Annotated in this window: 17 protein-coding genes and 1 tRNA gene; 11 read left to right on the top strand and 7 right to left on the bottom strand. The window is 71.7% G+C overall.

Translation table 11 applies throughout. The features are described 5' to 3' along the window. Positions 1–11: 11 nt before the first annotated feature. The 11 genes from ABZ801_RS16190 (at position 12) to ABZ801_RS16140 (ending at position 7,765) form a co-directional block, all read left to right on the top strand. Positions 12–836, top strand: coding sequence for a protein phosphatase 2C domain-containing protein (locus tag ABZ801_RS16190; RefSeq protein WP_360698346.1), 825 nt, complete (start codon positions 12–14; stop codon positions 834–836). Positions 837–968: 132 nt separating this feature from the next. Next, entirely contained in the window at positions 969–1,343 is a 375-nt protein-coding gene (locus ABZ801_RS16185) for a hypothetical protein (protein ID WP_360698344.1), read from the top strand. 11 nt (positions 1,344–1,354) lie between these two features. After that, on the top strand, positions 1,355–2,713 hold the full coding sequence (locus tag ABZ801_RS16180) for an FtsK/SpoIIIE domain-containing protein (protein WP_360698342.1): 1,359 nt from the start codon (positions 1,355–1,357) through the stop codon (positions 2,711–2,713). Between the two features lie 240 nt (positions 2,714–2,953). Next, complete coding sequence (locus ABZ801_RS16175) at positions 2,954–3,127, top strand: hypothetical protein (RefSeq protein ID WP_360698340.1); 174 nt, start codon at positions 2,954–2,956, stop codon at positions 3,125–3,127. After that, complete coding sequence (locus ABZ801_RS16170; RefSeq protein ID WP_360698338.1) at positions 3,124–4,008, top strand: DUF2637 domain-containing protein; 885 nt, start codon at positions 3,124–3,126, stop codon at positions 4,006–4,008. Before ABZ801_RS16175 ends, ABZ801_RS16170 begins: the two co-directional genes overlap by 4 nt. Before the next feature lie 20 nt (positions 4,009–4,028). Continuing rightward, the gene (locus tag ABZ801_RS16165) at positions 4,029–4,466 is read left to right on the top strand and encodes a hypothetical protein (protein WP_360698336.1); all 438 of its coding nucleotides are present in this window, start codon (positions 4,029–4,031) and stop codon (positions 4,464–4,466) included. After that, the gene (locus ABZ801_RS16160; protein ID WP_360698334.1) at positions 4,466–4,612 is read left to right on the top strand and encodes a hypothetical protein; all 147 of its coding nucleotides are present in this window, start codon (positions 4,466–4,468) and stop codon (positions 4,610–4,612) included. Before ABZ801_RS16165 ends, ABZ801_RS16160 begins: the two co-directional genes overlap by 1 nt. A gap of 16 nt (positions 4,613–4,628) precedes the next feature. Continuing rightward, the gene (locus ABZ801_RS16155) at positions 4,629–4,784 is read left to right on the top strand and encodes a hypothetical protein (RefSeq protein ID WP_344949784.1); all 156 of its coding nucleotides are present in this window, start codon (positions 4,629–4,631) and stop codon (positions 4,782–4,784) included. A 105-nt stretch (positions 4,785–4,889) separates the two neighbouring features. Next, positions 4,890–6,305: a replication initiator gene (locus ABZ801_RS16150; protein WP_360698332.1), complete on the top strand. Its 1,416-nt coding sequence runs from the start codon at positions 4,890–4,892 to the stop codon at positions 6,303–6,305. Further along, on the top strand, positions 6,306–6,485 hold the full coding sequence (locus ABZ801_RS16145; RefSeq protein WP_360698330.1) for a helix-turn-helix domain-containing protein: 180 nt from the start codon (positions 6,306–6,308) through the stop codon (positions 6,483–6,485). Next, the gene (locus tag ABZ801_RS16140) at positions 6,485–7,765 is read left to right on the top strand and encodes a site-specific integrase (RefSeq protein WP_360698328.1); all 1,281 of its coding nucleotides are present in this window, start codon (positions 6,485–6,487) and stop codon (positions 7,763–7,765) included. The genes ABZ801_RS16145 and ABZ801_RS16140 overlap by 1 nt, the downstream gene beginning before the upstream one ends. Before the next feature lie 81 nt (positions 7,766–7,846). On the opposite strand, the gene ABZ801_RS16135 is transcribed toward ABZ801_RS16140, so the two are convergent. The 7 genes from ABZ801_RS16135 to glp form a co-directional block, all read right to left on the bottom strand. Next, positions 7,847–7,920: transfer RNA gene (locus ABZ801_RS16135), tRNA-Ala, on the bottom strand. A gap of 58 nt (positions 7,921–7,978) precedes the next feature. After that, on the bottom strand, positions 7,979–8,500 hold the full coding sequence (locus ABZ801_RS16130) for a hypothetical protein (protein ID WP_360698326.1): 522 nt from the start codon (positions 8,498–8,500) through the stop codon (positions 7,979–7,981). 250 nt (positions 8,501–8,750) lie between these two features. Further along, positions 8,751–9,380 (bottom strand): GNAT family protein, encoded by a 630-nt coding sequence (locus tag ABZ801_RS16125; protein WP_344943545.1) that lies wholly within the window; start codon positions 9,378–9,380, stop codon positions 8,751–8,753. A 203-nt stretch (positions 9,381–9,583) separates the two neighbouring features. Further along, positions 9,584–10,726 (bottom strand): N-acetylglucosamine-6-phosphate deacetylase, encoded by a 1,143-nt coding sequence (gene nagA / locus ABZ801_RS16120; RefSeq protein WP_360698324.1) that lies wholly within the window; start codon positions 10,724–10,726, stop codon positions 9,584–9,586. Between the two features lie 149 nt (positions 10,727–10,875). Continuing rightward, on the bottom strand, positions 10,876–11,361 hold the full coding sequence (locus tag ABZ801_RS16115; protein WP_360698322.1) for a MogA/MoaB family molybdenum cofactor biosynthesis protein: 486 nt from the start codon (positions 11,359–11,361) through the stop codon (positions 10,876–10,878). A gap of 84 nt (positions 11,362–11,445) precedes the next feature. After that, the gene (gene moaC, locus ABZ801_RS16110; RefSeq protein ID WP_360698320.1) at positions 11,446–11,922 is read right to left on the bottom strand and encodes a cyclic pyranopterin monophosphate synthase MoaC; all 477 of its coding nucleotides are present in this window, start codon (positions 11,920–11,922) and stop codon (positions 11,446–11,448) included. After that, entirely contained in the window at positions 11,919–13,130 is a 1,212-nt protein-coding gene (gene glp, locus ABZ801_RS16105) for a gephyrin-like molybdotransferase Glp (protein ID WP_360698318.1), read from the bottom strand. The genes moaC and glp overlap by 4 nt, the downstream gene beginning before the upstream one ends. Positions 13,131–13,165 lie beyond the last annotated feature (35 nt).

Raw genomic sequence — 13,165 nt, 5'->3', positions numbered from 1 at the left:
CAGGAGGCCGTATGCGTGTGCTGCTCGCCAGCGAGCCAGGAAACCCGGAGCGGGACAACGAAGACTTCGCGGCGGCGGCACCGGGCCTTGTGAGCGTCGTGGACGGTGCGGGCGCTCCGGCCGGGCTCGCCTCGGGGTGTTCGCACTCGGTGTCCTGGTACGCGCACAACCTCGGCGGCCTGCTGGTGGGCACGGCTGTAGATCCGAGCGTCACCCTGGCTGAGGCGTTGGCGGTGAGCATCGAACGCGTCAACGCGCTGCATGGGGACGCGTGCGACCTTCGGCATCCTGGCTCTCCCTCGGCGACCGTGGCCCTGGCTCGGGCGCACGCCGACCGCCTTGAGTACCTGGTGCTGTCGGACTCGGTCCTCGTCCTCGACCAGGCCGACGGGGAGCCGGTGGTCATCTCTGATGATCGGTTGGGCGAGGTCTACCGGAAAGTGAACGATGCCGGGGAACGGCCGCCGCTGGGGACGCAGGAACACGCGGCCGACATGCGCAACCGGGTGGAACGGCTGGCCGCGTATCGCAACCAACCCGGCGGCTTCTGGGTCGCCAGCACCAAGCCTGAGGCGGCCGACGAGGCGCTTGTGGGGACGGTGCCGCTGGATGACCTGGACGCGGTCGCCGTGCTCAGTGACGGCGCCACTCGGCTTGTCGACCGCTTCGGCCTGATGAGCTGGCGTGACCTGCTGGCCGTTCTCCGCAAGGAGGGGCCGGCCGAGTTGATCGCCCGGACCCGTGAGGCGGAAGCCTCCGACCCGGACGGCGCACGCTGGCCACGAGGCAAGGCATCCGACGACGCCAGCGCCGTCTACTGGGCGCTTCGGGGATAGCACCGCGAATCTGTAAACCCCCCTAGACAGTCAGAGTGACGCCGGTTACCTTTGACTGTGCACCCCCCTAGACAGTCGGTCTGCAGGGCGGCCGACGGCACTGTCTAGGGGGATCGACAGTCGGAGGGCTTCATGCGGAACATCCCGGTAGACGTGTCGGCACTGACGTTCGTGTGCGTCTCCCCGCCGCGTCCCAAGCTGGTCAGCCAGGACACGGGTGAGGTGAAGGTGGACCGTAACGGCGTCACCGTGTTCACGGTGGGCCTGTCGGCGGCCGACGAGTCCGGGCGGGTCGAGCTGCTGAACGTGGCGGTGTCCGGCGATCCGGAGATCACGGTGGGTCAGGTGGTCCGGCCGGTCGGGCTGGTGGGGTTCCCGTGGGAGCAGCAGATCAACGGGCGGCTTCGGTGGGGCATCGCCTACCGCGCGGCTCAGATTGTCCCTGCCGCCCTGGCGGCCGTCCCCGCGACCGACGAGGCGGGCAACGCCCCGGCTGCGGTGGCCTGAGGTAGGCCGCGGTGAACGACACGCTGTTCATGGTGCTCGGGGCCTCGGCCGTTGCGGCGGCCGGGCTCTGGGCCTGGCGTCGCTGGCATCCCGCCTCGTTTTGGTACGGCGTCGGCTTCCCGATGCGCGCGGCGCTGGTCTATCTGACGTGGCGTCACGTCGCGTCGGGGTGCGGGCTGACCCGGCATCGACGGCGCTGGCGCTGGTCCCTGGACGCCGTCCCCGTCGTCGGCTCGGCCGCGCGTGGTGCTGCGACGGTGGTCGAGCAGAAGCGGCGCATGCGCCGAGTGGACGTCGAGCGGGCGCCTCGTCTGGGTGTGCTGCGGCCGACCCGGCTGGGGTGGCGGATGCGGGTCCGTCTGCATGACGGTCAGGTGCCGGCGGACTATGAGCGTGCGGCGGAGGGGATCGCGCACGCCTGGCGGGTGCACTCCGTGCGCGTGGTGGACGTGGGGCCGGGTGTGGTGACGCTGTGGGCCACCATGCGTGATCCTCTGACCGAGGTCACTGTCACCCCCGAGACCGGAGAGTTGTTGACGGTGCGGCCGGGCAAGCTGGAGAACGGCGCCGACTGGGTGATCGACTTCCGCACCGTCCCGCACTGGCTCATCGCGGGCGCCACGCAGTCGGGCAAGTCCAACCTGGCGAACGTGGTCATCAAGGGCCTCGCGCCGCAACCGTTGGCCCTGGTCGGCTTCGATCTCAAGGGCGGGGTGGAGTTCACGCCGTACGGGCCGCGGCTGTCGGCGCTGGCGACCACCCGCGCCGAATGTGTCGCGCTGCTGGGTGACCTGGTGGCCGAACTGGAGCGACGCATGGCGGTGTGCCGCGAGCACGGGGCGCGCAACGTGTGGGCGCTTCCCGAGCGTCTGCGGCCGGTGCCGGTCGTGCTGCTGGTGGACGAGGTGGCCGAACTGTTCCTGATGGCCGACAAGAGCGAAAAGGACGAGGTCGCCAAGACCGCGACGGCGTTGCTGCGGGTGGCACAGCTCGGCCGGGCCTTCGCCGTCCACCTGATCATCTGCGGTCAGCGCATCGGCTCCGACCTGGGCCCTGGTGTGACAGCGCTGCGCGCGCAGTTGTCCGGGCGGGTGTGCCATCGGGTGAACGATCCGGAGACGGCGACCATGACGCTCGGCGACATGGACCCGGCGGCGTTGGACGCGGCCCGAGCGATCCCGGCCGAAACTCCCGGCGTGTGCGTGACGGCCGGTCAGGACGGCTCATGGCACCGTGCCCGGTCGGTGTACGTGAGCGAGGCAGAAGCCGAACAGGCCGCACGTGATCACTCCCACCTGACTCCGGCGTGGGCCGAGGTGACCGGCTCCTCGGTCGCGGTGCTTCGCCCGGACGTGCCGGACGCGGCCTAACCGCCCGGCCCCTTTCTCTCCCCGTTGTGGCTCGGCGTGAGCCCTGATCACGCCAGGTCCCTACCCGATCCATGCCCGAACCCTGTGGAGGCTGCCCCGATGACCACGCGCCCGGTCGTCCTTCGTCCCCGGTCCATCCTGTCGGTTCGTCCTCGTCCGGCTGTCCGTCCTGGCTCGTCGTCCTCGTCCCGGCCGTTCTCCCGGTCGTCCTCCCGGTCGTCCGCCTCGTCCTGGGTGCCGGTGACGGTCGAGTGGGACGCCGTCCGGGGCCTGCACGTCGCGCGGTGCGCTCGGTGCGCCGACTGCTTCTCCTCGTCCCACGTCGACCTGGTGGAGGACTGGGCCGCGACGCATCGGTGTGACGCGGAACTTGCGGCGCTGCTGGCCGCTGTCTCCGGCGGGCGGGCGGCGTGAGTCGGCTGCTGGGTGCGGTGGCGGACTCGGGGCCGGTGGTGGTGCTCGCAGGCATCGCGGCGGCCGGGTCGTTCACCCACATCCGCGACACGGCCGTCGAGCACGGGCAAGGCGGGTGGATGGCCTGGGCGGTCGCGGTGTGCATCGATCTCACCTGCGTCATGGCCGCGCGTGAGCGGCAGCGGGACAAGCGCACCGGCCGCGCTACGGGGCGGCTGTCGTGGCCGACGCTGGTGCTGGTCGGCGGGATCCTGCTGAGCCTGGCGGCGAACCTGGCGCAGGCTGAACCGTCCGCCTGGGGGTGGATCACGGCTGCCATTCCGGCCGGTGCCTTCCTGGTGGCGGTGTCCATGCTGGAACGCCGCGCGGCCGGGGCCGACGCGCGGGCTCGGTCGGCGGCCCCGGCCGTCCTGTCCGCCCCGCCGTCCTTCGGCCGTCCGTCCTCCTCCGCGCCGTCCTCGTCCGGCGCGTCCTCGTCCGGCGCGTCCTCGTCCGGCGCGTCCTCGGAACCGTCCGCCCCGTCGTCCTCGGCGTCGCCGGTGGCGTCCCCGCCGTCCTTGGACTCGACGGGGGACGACGCTGCCCGTCCGGGGCTGGCGGTCGTCGACGCGCCTCGTCCCGATCGCGACGACGACCAGAGCGACGAGGACGGCGACCAGACCGCGCTACCCGTTCCCGCTGCCGACCGTTCCGGCGGGTCGTCGGCTGCGGCGGGGCCGCTGCTGGAGTTCGCCCGGCGGGTGGCGGCCGAACACCAGGCCACGCACGGGCGGCCGATCACCCGTGACGCGCTGCGCGCCCGGCTGGGCGTGTCCAACCAACTCGCCTCGGACCTGCTCCGCCAGATCCGCAACCACAACCACAACCAGAACGCCGCGTGACCCGCATGGAGGAAACCACCATGACCAACCCGACCAACCCGGGCCCGTCCCACCTGCAACCGTCCGTGCGGCAGCAGATCATCGATGGCCTGCGGGCGCTGGCCGATCTGCTGGAGGCCGACCCGGCGCTTCCGGTGGGCAGGCACGGATACGAGTTCCTGTCCTTCCCTCCGCCCGGCATGCACGACGCGGCGGCCATTGCCGTGGTCGACCAGGTGGCCGAGCGCCTCGGCGTCACCGTGGACGACGATCGGCCCTGGGGCGGCCACTACGAGGCATGCAAGAGCCTCGCCGCCGGATGGGTCACCTACCGCTTCGTGCACATCCCGGCCCGCGCGGCGGCCGAACACCAGGCGCGCAACAGCTACCGCGACAACATCACCGTCACCGACGACCAGGCCGACTGTGACCAGGCCGACCGTGACCAGGCCGACCGTGACGGCCGACGGGTGGCCTGATGCCCTCGGACGCGACCCGCGACGGTGACGACCGTGCGCCCCTGGTGCCGCCGGTGCAGCGGTGGCAGTGCTGCCACTGCGGCGGCACCGGCATGACCGGCGATGGCGACACCTGCCCCAACTGCGACGGCTCCGGCCACTGCTGACAGGAGAAACCCTGCCGTGTTCCTTCGCCGCTGCGCCTTCGTCGCCTGCTGGCTGGTCCTGGTGCTGTTCGTGATCCGCCACCCGCGCCAGGCCGCCGACGCAACCGGCGCCATCGCTCACGCCCTGGCCGTGCTCGCCGACGCGGTCGCCGGGGTCGTCTCGGCGCTCTGAACCCCCCGGCCGCCCCCGGCGTGGCCGCACAGCCGCCAAGCACACGCGCCACGTCGGGGGCCATCCCCTCATCCGGTCTACAACCGATAGGAGACGCGCTCCATCGTGCCCGACACTCCCGGTTCCGCGTGGCTGACTCCGCTGGCCGTCCGCGACATGGCGGCCAAGCTGGCCCGGCCCGACTTCCGCCGGTGGGCCGCCCGCACCCGAGCGACCGGCGGGTGTGCACAGCCGATCCACCTGCGGGGCTCGGTCGAGTACCGCGACGGCCTCACCGGTGACCTGCTGCATCGCTACAGCACCGCCCGTGAGCCGGGCGGGGTGCTGCGGGTGGCCTGCAAGACCCGCCGCGCCTCCCGCTGCCCGGCCTGCGCCGAGATCTACCGGGCCGACACCTACCAACTCGTCCGGGCGGGCCTGGCCGGCGGCAAAGGCGTCCCCGACACTGTGGCGCAGCATCCGGCCGCGTTCGTCACCCTGACCGCCCCCTCCTTCGGACCCGTGCACGCGCGACGAGAGACGCCCGGCGGGACGGTGGCGGCATGCCACCCTCGACGCGACGCCGGGCAATGCCCGCACGGACGGTCGCTGTCGTGCACTGTCCGGCATGCGGCCGATGATCCACGTCTGGGTGCACCGCTGTGCCCTGAGTGTTACGACTACACGGGCTCGGTGCTGTTCAACGCACTCGCGCCGGAACTGTGGCGGCGGTTCACGATGGCCCTGCGGCGAAGGATCGCCAAAGCCGCGGGGCTGACGCTGCGGGAACTGAGCGAGGCCGCGACCGTCTCCTTCGCCAAAGTGGCCGAATACCAGCGACGCGGCGTCGTGCACTTCCACGCCGTCGTCCGCCTCGACGGCCCCGACGGCCCGTCGACACCTCCGCCTGGCTGGGCCTCCTACGACCTGCTCGCCGATGCCGTCGACCAGGCCGCACACGCCGTCACCGTGACCACCCCTGCCGCGCCCGGCGTGCCTTCCCGGTCTCTGGCTTGGGGGGCGCAACTCGACGTCCGCCCCATCACGACCACGGGGGACCTGACGGATACGGCCGTGGCGGGCTACATCGCCAAGTACGCCACCAAGGCCGCCGAATGCACCGGCACCCTCGACCGGCGCATACGCGCCACCGATGACCTCGACGCACTACCGGTCTCGGCGCACGCCCGGCGGCTGATCGCCGAGTGCCTGCGGCTGGGGCGCATGGAAGAGATGGCAGAGCTTCGGCTTGCCGAGTGGGCGCACATGCTCGGCTTCCGCGGCCACTTCTCCACCAAATCCCGCCGCTACTCCACCACCCTCGGCGCACTGCGACAAGCACGCATCGACCACAACCAGCACCAACACGACATCACCACCGGACGCCTGCCGCTCACCGACGAGGACCAGGTCCTCGTCGTCTCCCACTGGCGCTACCTCGGCCAGGGCCTCACCCCCGGCGAAGCACTGCTCACCGCTGCCCTGACCGGCACACCCCTACCCCCGCTCAACCCGTTCGCCACAACGCACGAGGAGACCTGATTGCCCGAACTGGTCCTGACCGTCGACGAGGCAGCCGAACGGCTCCGTGTGAGCCGCTGGACGCTCTACAACCTCATCCGCTCCAACCAGCTCCGCACCGTCAAGATCGGCCGTCGTCGCCTCGTCCCGGTCGACGCGCTGACCGAATTCCTGGACCAGCTCACGGAGGTTGCTGCCTGATGCCCAAGAACGCACTTGCCACCCCTGAGGAACCAGACGAGCAGGGAAACCTCGGCAAGCGCAAGCGGCGGGGCCGTGGCCGGGCCAACGGCGAAGGGTCGATCTTCCCCTACCGCAACGGCTACGCCGCATACGTCTGGGTGACCACTCCAGATGGCAAACGCACGCGCAAGTGGGCTTACGGCAAGACTCGTGACGAAACTCACAACAAGTGGCTCAAGCTGCATGAGTCTGCCAAGAAAGGACCGGTGGCAACCGACTCCCCCACCTTGGCGGCCTACCTCGAACGCTGGCTGAACGAGGTAGTAAAGCCTGAGCTTGCCCCCGCGACGGCGGCTAATTACGAGATGTTCGTCCGGCTCTACATCGTCCCGACGCTGGGCAAGAAGCGGCTCGACAAGCTCACCGTGGCCGACGTGCGAACCTGGCTGAACAAGCTTCGGGACACCTGCCAGTGCTGCGCACAGGGCAAAGACGCACGGCGAGACGAGAAGAGCCGGCGGTGCTGCGCCGTCGGTCGCTGCTGCGAGCAGTTCGCTTCTGAGCGGACGTGCCGGGACGCCTGGACGACGCTGCGGGCCGCGCTGGGCAACGCCGTACGGGAGGAGATCCTGCCCCGCAACGTGGCGGCCCTGCTGCGCGTCTCCAAGCCTCGCAAGCGGCGCGTGAAGCCCTGGAGCGTGGAGGAGGCCCGGAAGTTCCTGGTCTCGGCTCGTGATCGGCGAGACCCGATGTACGCCGCGTACGTGCTCATCCTGGCTCTCGGGCTGCGGCGCGGTGAGGTGCTGGGCCTGCGGTGGGCCGATGTCGACCTGGACGCCGAAGAGATCCGCATCGGCTGGCAGCTCCAGCGGATCAAGGGGCAGCTTCTCCACCGCGAGACGAAGACGGAAGCCTCCGACGCGGCACTTCCCCTCGTCGGCATCTGCACCACCGCGCTGCGGGAGCGCCAGAAGGATCAAGAGGCGGCGCGCGACGCGGCGGCCGAGTGGGCACCCTCCGATCTCGTGTTCACGACCCGCACGGGGCATCCCATCGAGCCGCGGAACTTCAACCGCAGCTTCGCGACGGCATGTGACCGGGCGGGCGTGCGCCGCGTACCCGTCCACGTCACCCGGAAGACCTGCGCCTCGCTCCTGGTGGCCCTGGACGTCCATCCGCGCGTGGTGATGCAGATCCTTCGGCACAGCCAGATCGCCGTCACCATGGACATCTACAGCGAGGTCTCGACGGCGGCCACGCGGAAGGCCCTACGGAAGCTGGGCAAGCAGCTCGGGTAAGGCAGGTGCCGTAGCTGTACTTCGCTGCTGTACGGAGATCAAAAAGGCCGGTTCCCAACGGGGACCGGCCTTTGACCTGGGTGGAGCTGAGGGGATTTGAACCCCTGACCCCCTCGATGCGAACGAGGTGCGCTACCGGACTGCGCTACAGCCCCAAGGACGCGATAAGGCTAGCAAACTTCCAGGGGTGTTCGCGCATCGGGACGCGGCGCGTCACTCGCCGACGACGCGGCGGTCGTCTGCGTACTGGTCGAAGACCTCGTCCTGGGGGCGGGGGTCCAGCTCGATGACGTCGGCGTTCTGCTGGGCGGCGGCGCGTTCCGCGGCGGCGCGTTCGGCGCGGGCTCGGGCTGCGGCGGCGGCCACGACGGCGCGTTCGCGGCGGCGGGCGGCGTCTATGCGGACGGCGACGCGGAGCAGGGCGAGGTGTGCCGCGAACAGGACGGCGGCGGGCAGGATGGTCCACCAGGGCGCCAGGCCGGTGGCGGCGACGACGGTGGTGGCCAGGACGAGGACCGTCAGGCCGAACGTGCGGCGGCGGCGCCGGGCGATGACGGCGGCGCGGCCGCTGCGGCGCGGGGCGGGTGGAGGGGCCTCCTCTTCCTCCTCGACGGGGGTCTCCTCCGTGATCTCGTCTGTCTTCTTGGGGCGTGAGGTGTCGCGCCGCAGCCACATGGGGACCAGGACGACCGCCCACACCGCGACGATGGCCAGGTAGAGTACTGCGCTGCTCACCGGCTCACCACCGGAGCCCGGCGAAGACGCCGCAAGGCACGCCGGACGCGCGCGCCGTCTTTCGGCACGCGCACGTGCATTGGGAGCAGGGCCACGCCCCGCACGGTACGAGCCGGTGTCAGACGTTGACGAGCATAAGGGGCGGTGTGTCGCGAGATCGATCCCGCGGTTACTCTTCGTTTGCCAAGTCTTCTCGATCGCAGGATTCTTACGTGGCGGGCGCGGACGATTGTCGGCGCGCCGCCAAGGGTCACGAGGACGAAGAGGACCGGGGAAATTCCTGGCGGAGCGTGGACAGCCAGCGGCTGCGCAGACCGCCGGGCACGTCCTCCACGGTCAGCGCATAGCAGATGTGGTCCCGCCACGCTCCGTCGATGTGCAGATGGCGGCGCCGAATTCCCTCTTCGCGAAATCCGAGTTTTTCCACCACGCGGCGGCTGGCGGTGTTCTCGGGACGGATATTCGCCTCCAGCCGGTGCAAACCGACGGTGAAGAAACAGTGGTCGACGGCCAGTGCGACGGCGGTGGGAATCACGCCGCGGCCGGCCACCTGCCGGTCGATCCAGTAACCGATCTGCGCGGAGCGCGCCGAGCCCCACACGATCGCGCCGATGGTGAGCTGGCCGGCGAAGCGGCCCTCGTAGGTCACCACCCAGGGCAGGGCCAGCCCCTGCCGGGCCTCGCGGCGCATCGTGTGGACCATGCTGAGGTAGGGGCCGAGGCCGCTGCGGAACAGCGGCGTCTCGGGGTTGGTGGGCTCCCAGGGACGCAGCCAGTCGGCGTTGCGGACCCGTAGTTCCCGCCAGGTGGCGGCGTCGCGGTGCCGGAGGGGGCGCAGCCCGACCGGGCCCTCGGACAAGCTGGTCGGCCATCCCCGCATTCGTTCCACGGCTCCATGATTCCCCGGTGGCGGGCTCGGACGCCATCAATTGTCACCCACAATCCGGCGGTGGGGCCCGCGCGCGCCCTTGAGGACCGGCGGTGGACAGGGCGTTCCGGCGGCGTCCGGCAGGACACGGAAGCGCGGCACAGGGTGCCGGTCGGCGATACGGCGAGGTGCCGTGGTGGGGGGCGGTGCCTCGGTCATAGCCAGCGGCCGTTCTTCATCACCCGGGTGACGGTGAGGTCGTCGTCGAGGACGAGGAGGTCGGCGCGTTTGCCGGGTTCCAGGGAGCCGATGTCGTCGGCGAGGCCGAGCATGCCCGCGGGGGTGAGGGCGGCGGCCCGGGCGGCCTGTTCGACGGGCAGGCCGACGTCGATGACGGCGCGGCGGAAGGCGTCGGCCATGGTGATGGTGCTGCCGGCGATGGACGTTCCGTCCGCCAGCAGGGCGCGGCCGTCGCGGACGCGGACGTCCATGCCGCCGAGGCGGTAGTCGCCGTCGCCCATGCCGGTCGCGGCCATGGCGTCGGTGATCAGGGCGACGCGTCCGGCGCCGGCGGCGGCGAAGACCAGCCGGGCCACGTCGGCGTCCACGTGCACCCCGTCGTTGATCAGCTCGACGGTGACGCGGGGGTCGTTCAGCGTCGCGACGACGGGGCCGCCGTCGCGGTGGTGCACGGGGCGCATGGCGTTGAACAGGTGCGTGGCCACGCGGGCCCCGGCCTCGATCGCCTCCCGGGTCCGCGCGGCGGTGGCGTCGGTGTGGCCGACGGCGGCGATCACTCCCTCGGGCACGGCCGTCCGGACGAGTTCCAGCGCGCCGGGCAGCTCGGGCGCCAGGGTGATCATGCGGAGGTGGCCGCGTCCGGCCTGCACGAGGTCGCGGAACTCGGCGGGGTCGGGCGGCCGCAGCCATGCCGGGTCGTGTGCGCCGCAGCGGGCGGCCGACAGGTACGGGCCTTCGAGGTGGATGCCGGCGATGACGCCGTTCGCGGCCGCTTCGGCGAGGCCCGAGACCGCCTTGGCCAGTTCCTGCGGGCTTCCGGTGACCAGGCTGGCCATGGTGGTGGTCGTGCCGTGCTCGCGGTGGAAGCGCGCCGCACGTGCCGCCTCGTCGGCCAGGCCGCTCTGGTACGACACGCCTGCCGCCCCATGCACGTGGACGTCCACGAACCCGGGGACGACGTACCGTCCGGCCACGTCGACGACCTCGCCCGTGGACGGGGCCTGCCCAGGGGCCTCCCCCGGGGGAGCGAGTTCGGCGATCCGGTCGCCCGCCGTGCGGAGCCAGCCGTGCCGTACCTCGCCGGGAAGGACCAGCCGCGCGTTGACCAGCGTCGTCATGGCGTGATGATCTCGCGCCCGGCGTGCTGATGCGACATGTCCGACCTCCCGCTCCGCGCAGGCCTGACTCCGGTCGGTCGTCCCGGGCCCGCGTCCGGCAAAGCGCGGTGCCTCTTACCCGTTCGGCGGCGTTTCCAACGCCCCGGTGATCAGTCGGCCGGTCGCGGGTGGTCGCCGCCGCCGATCTGGTCGACGGCGTGCGCGAGCACCGGCCCCAAGACCGCCATGCCGTCGCGGACGCCGCCGGTCGAGCCGGGCAGGTTGACGATGAGGGTGCGGCCGGCGACGCCCGCCAGGCCGCGCGACAGGACCGCCGTGGGCACCTGGTCGCGGTTCGCCAGCCGGATCGCGTCCGCGATGCCGGGAATCTCGCGTTCGATGACGCGCCGGGTCATCTCCGGGGTCTGGTCGGTGGGGGTGAGACCGGTTCCGCCTGAGGTCACGACCACGTCGTAGCCTTCGGCCACCGCGTTGTTCAGCACCTCGGCGACGGGTTCGCCGTCCGGGACGACGACGGGTCCGTGCACCTGGCAGCCGAGGTCCTCCAGCAGTTCCACCAGCACGGGCCCGGACTTGTCGGCGTACACGCCCGCCGCCGCCCGGTTCGACACCGTGACCGCCATCGCCCGGATCATTCCTGCTCCCCCTCGACGCCGTCGTACGGCATGGTCGCGCCCATCATGCCCGCCGCCCGCCGGCCGGGACGGCGGCGGCCCTGGTCAGCGGTGCCAGCGGCCGGTCTTGCCGCCGGTCTTCTCCTCGACGCGGACGTCCGTGATCACCGCGGCGGGGTCGATGGCCTTGACCATGTCGATGAGGGAGAGCGCCGCGACCGTGACGGACGTCAGCGCCTCCATCTCGACGCCGGTGCGGTCGGCGGTGCGGACGGTCGCGGCGATGGCGACCCCGTCGTCGCGGACGTCCAGGGTGACCTCGACGCCGTGCAGGGCGATGGGGTGGCACAGCGGCACCAGGTCGGGGGTGCGCTTGGCGGCCATGATCCCGGCGATGCGCGCCACCGCGAGGGCGTCCCCCTTGGGCACGTCGCCGGCGCGCAACGCCTTGACGCACGCTTCCGACAACCGGACGAACCCCGTGGCGACGGCCGAACGGGGCGTCACGTTCTTCTGCGAGACGTCCACCATCCGGGCGGCGCCGGTGGCGTCCAGATGGGTGAACTCCGAGCCCATGCTCATGACGGCAACCTCATGACCTCTACCTGCGATCCGGCGGGCAGCCTGTCGGCGTCCTCCGGCACGACGATCAGACCGTCGGCCGACGCCAGGGAGGCCAGCTGGTGGGAGCCCTGCGCTTCGACCGGTGCCACGGAGAGCGGTTCGCCCCCGGACGAGCTCAGCTTCCCCCGCAGGAAATGGCGCATGCCTGCCGGGGAGGTGACGTCCTCGGTGAGCACCGCCCGCACCACGGGGAGGCGCTCGGGGGGCAGGCCCTGCATGACCTGGAGGGCGGGCCGTACGAACACCTGGAACGACACGTAGGCGCTGACGGGGTTGCCCGGAAGGGTGAACACGGGCGTGCCCTGCAGGAGCCCGAACCCCTGGGGCTTGCCAGGACGCATCGCGACCTTGTGGAACCCGACCGTGCCCGTGCCCGCGAGCACCTCCTTGACCACGTCACGCGCGCCCATCGACACGCCCCCGGAGGTGACGATCGCGTCGGCGCGGGTGAGCTGGTCCTCCAGGGCGTCCATGACCTTCTCAGGCTCGTCCCCCACGGTGGCCTGCCGGTAGCCGACTCCCCCCGCCTCGGCCACCGCGAGGGTGAGCATGAAGCTGTTGGAGTCCCAGATCTCCCCGGGGGCGAGCCGTTCGCCGGGCTCGCGCAGTTCGGTGCCCGTGGACAGCACCACGACGCGCGGCCTCGGCCGTACGGTGACGCGCGAACGGCCCACCGCGGCGAGCATGCCGATCTGTGCCGCGCCCAGGCGGGTGCCGGGCTCGGCCACGACCTGGCCCTCCGTGACGTCCTCACCGGCCCTCCTGATGGAGTTGCCGGGGGGCGCGGACCGGGTGATGCGCACCGAGGCGGTACCGCCGTCGGTCCACTCCACCGGGATGACCGCGTCGGCCCCTGCGGGGATGGGCGCGCCGGTCATGATGCGCGCGGTCAGTCCCGGGCGTATGGCCGACACGCCCGGGTCCCCCGCGGCGATGTCGCCGACGACCGGGAGCACCACCGGATCGGTCTCCGACGCCCCCGCGACGTCCGCCGCCACCACCGCGTACCCGTCCATGGCGGAGTTGTCGAACGGTGGCAGCGGCACGGGCGCCGACACCGGCTCGGCCAGCACGGTGCCGTGCGCCTCCAGCAGTGCCAGGTCCAGCGGCGGAAGCTCCCGGACGGTGCCGAGGATCTCCGCCAGGTGTTCGTCGACGGTTCTCATGCCCACGGTCCCCCAGTGTGACGCGAGGACACGGC

It is taken from the genome of Actinomadura sp. NPDC047616 (assembly GCF_040642915.1).
Classification (GTDB): Bacteria; Actinomycetota; Actinomycetes; order Streptosporangiales; family Streptosporangiaceae; genus Spirillospora; species Spirillospora miaoliensis.
This window is presented reverse-complemented; position numbering and strand designations above follow the sequence as displayed.

Excerpts from the sequence above, each read along its gene's own strand:
- ABZ801_RS16190 (WP_360698346.1), top strand. The coding sequence starts at position 12 with ATGCGTGTGCTGCTCGCCAGCGAGCCAGGAAACCCGGAGCGGGACAAC.
- moaC (WP_360698320.1), bottom strand. The coding sequence starts at position 11,922 with ATGAGCATGGGCTCGGAGTTCACCCATCTGGACGCCACCGGCGCCGCC.
- ABZ801_RS16140 (WP_360698328.1), top strand. The coding sequence starts at position 6,485 with ATGCCCAAGAACGCACTTGCCACCCCTGAGGAACCAGACGAGCAGGGA.
- ABZ801_RS16160 (WP_360698334.1), top strand. The coding sequence starts at position 4,466 with ATGCCCTCGGACGCGACCCGCGACGGTGACGACCGTGCGCCCCTGGTG.
- glp (WP_360698318.1), bottom strand. The coding sequence starts at position 13,130 with ATGAGAACCGTCGACGAACACCTGGCGGAGATCCTCGGCACCGTCCGG.
- nagA (WP_360698324.1), bottom strand. The coding sequence starts at position 10,726 with ATGACGACGCTGGTCAACGCGCGGCTGGTCCTTCCCGGCGAGGTACGG.
- ABZ801_RS16185 (WP_360698344.1), top strand. The coding sequence starts at position 969 with ATGCGGAACATCCCGGTAGACGTGTCGGCACTGACGTTCGTGTGCGTC.
- ABZ801_RS16125 (WP_344943545.1), bottom strand. The coding sequence starts at position 9,380 with ATGCGGGGATGGCCGACCAGCTTGTCCGAGGGCCCGGTCGGGCTGCGC.
- ABZ801_RS16165 (WP_360698336.1), top strand. The coding sequence starts at position 4,029 with ATGACCAACCCGACCAACCCGGGCCCGTCCCACCTGCAACCGTCCGTG.
- ABZ801_RS16115 (WP_360698322.1), bottom strand. The coding sequence starts at position 11,361 with ATGATCCGGGCGATGGCGGTCACGGTGTCGAACCGGGCGGCGGCGGGC.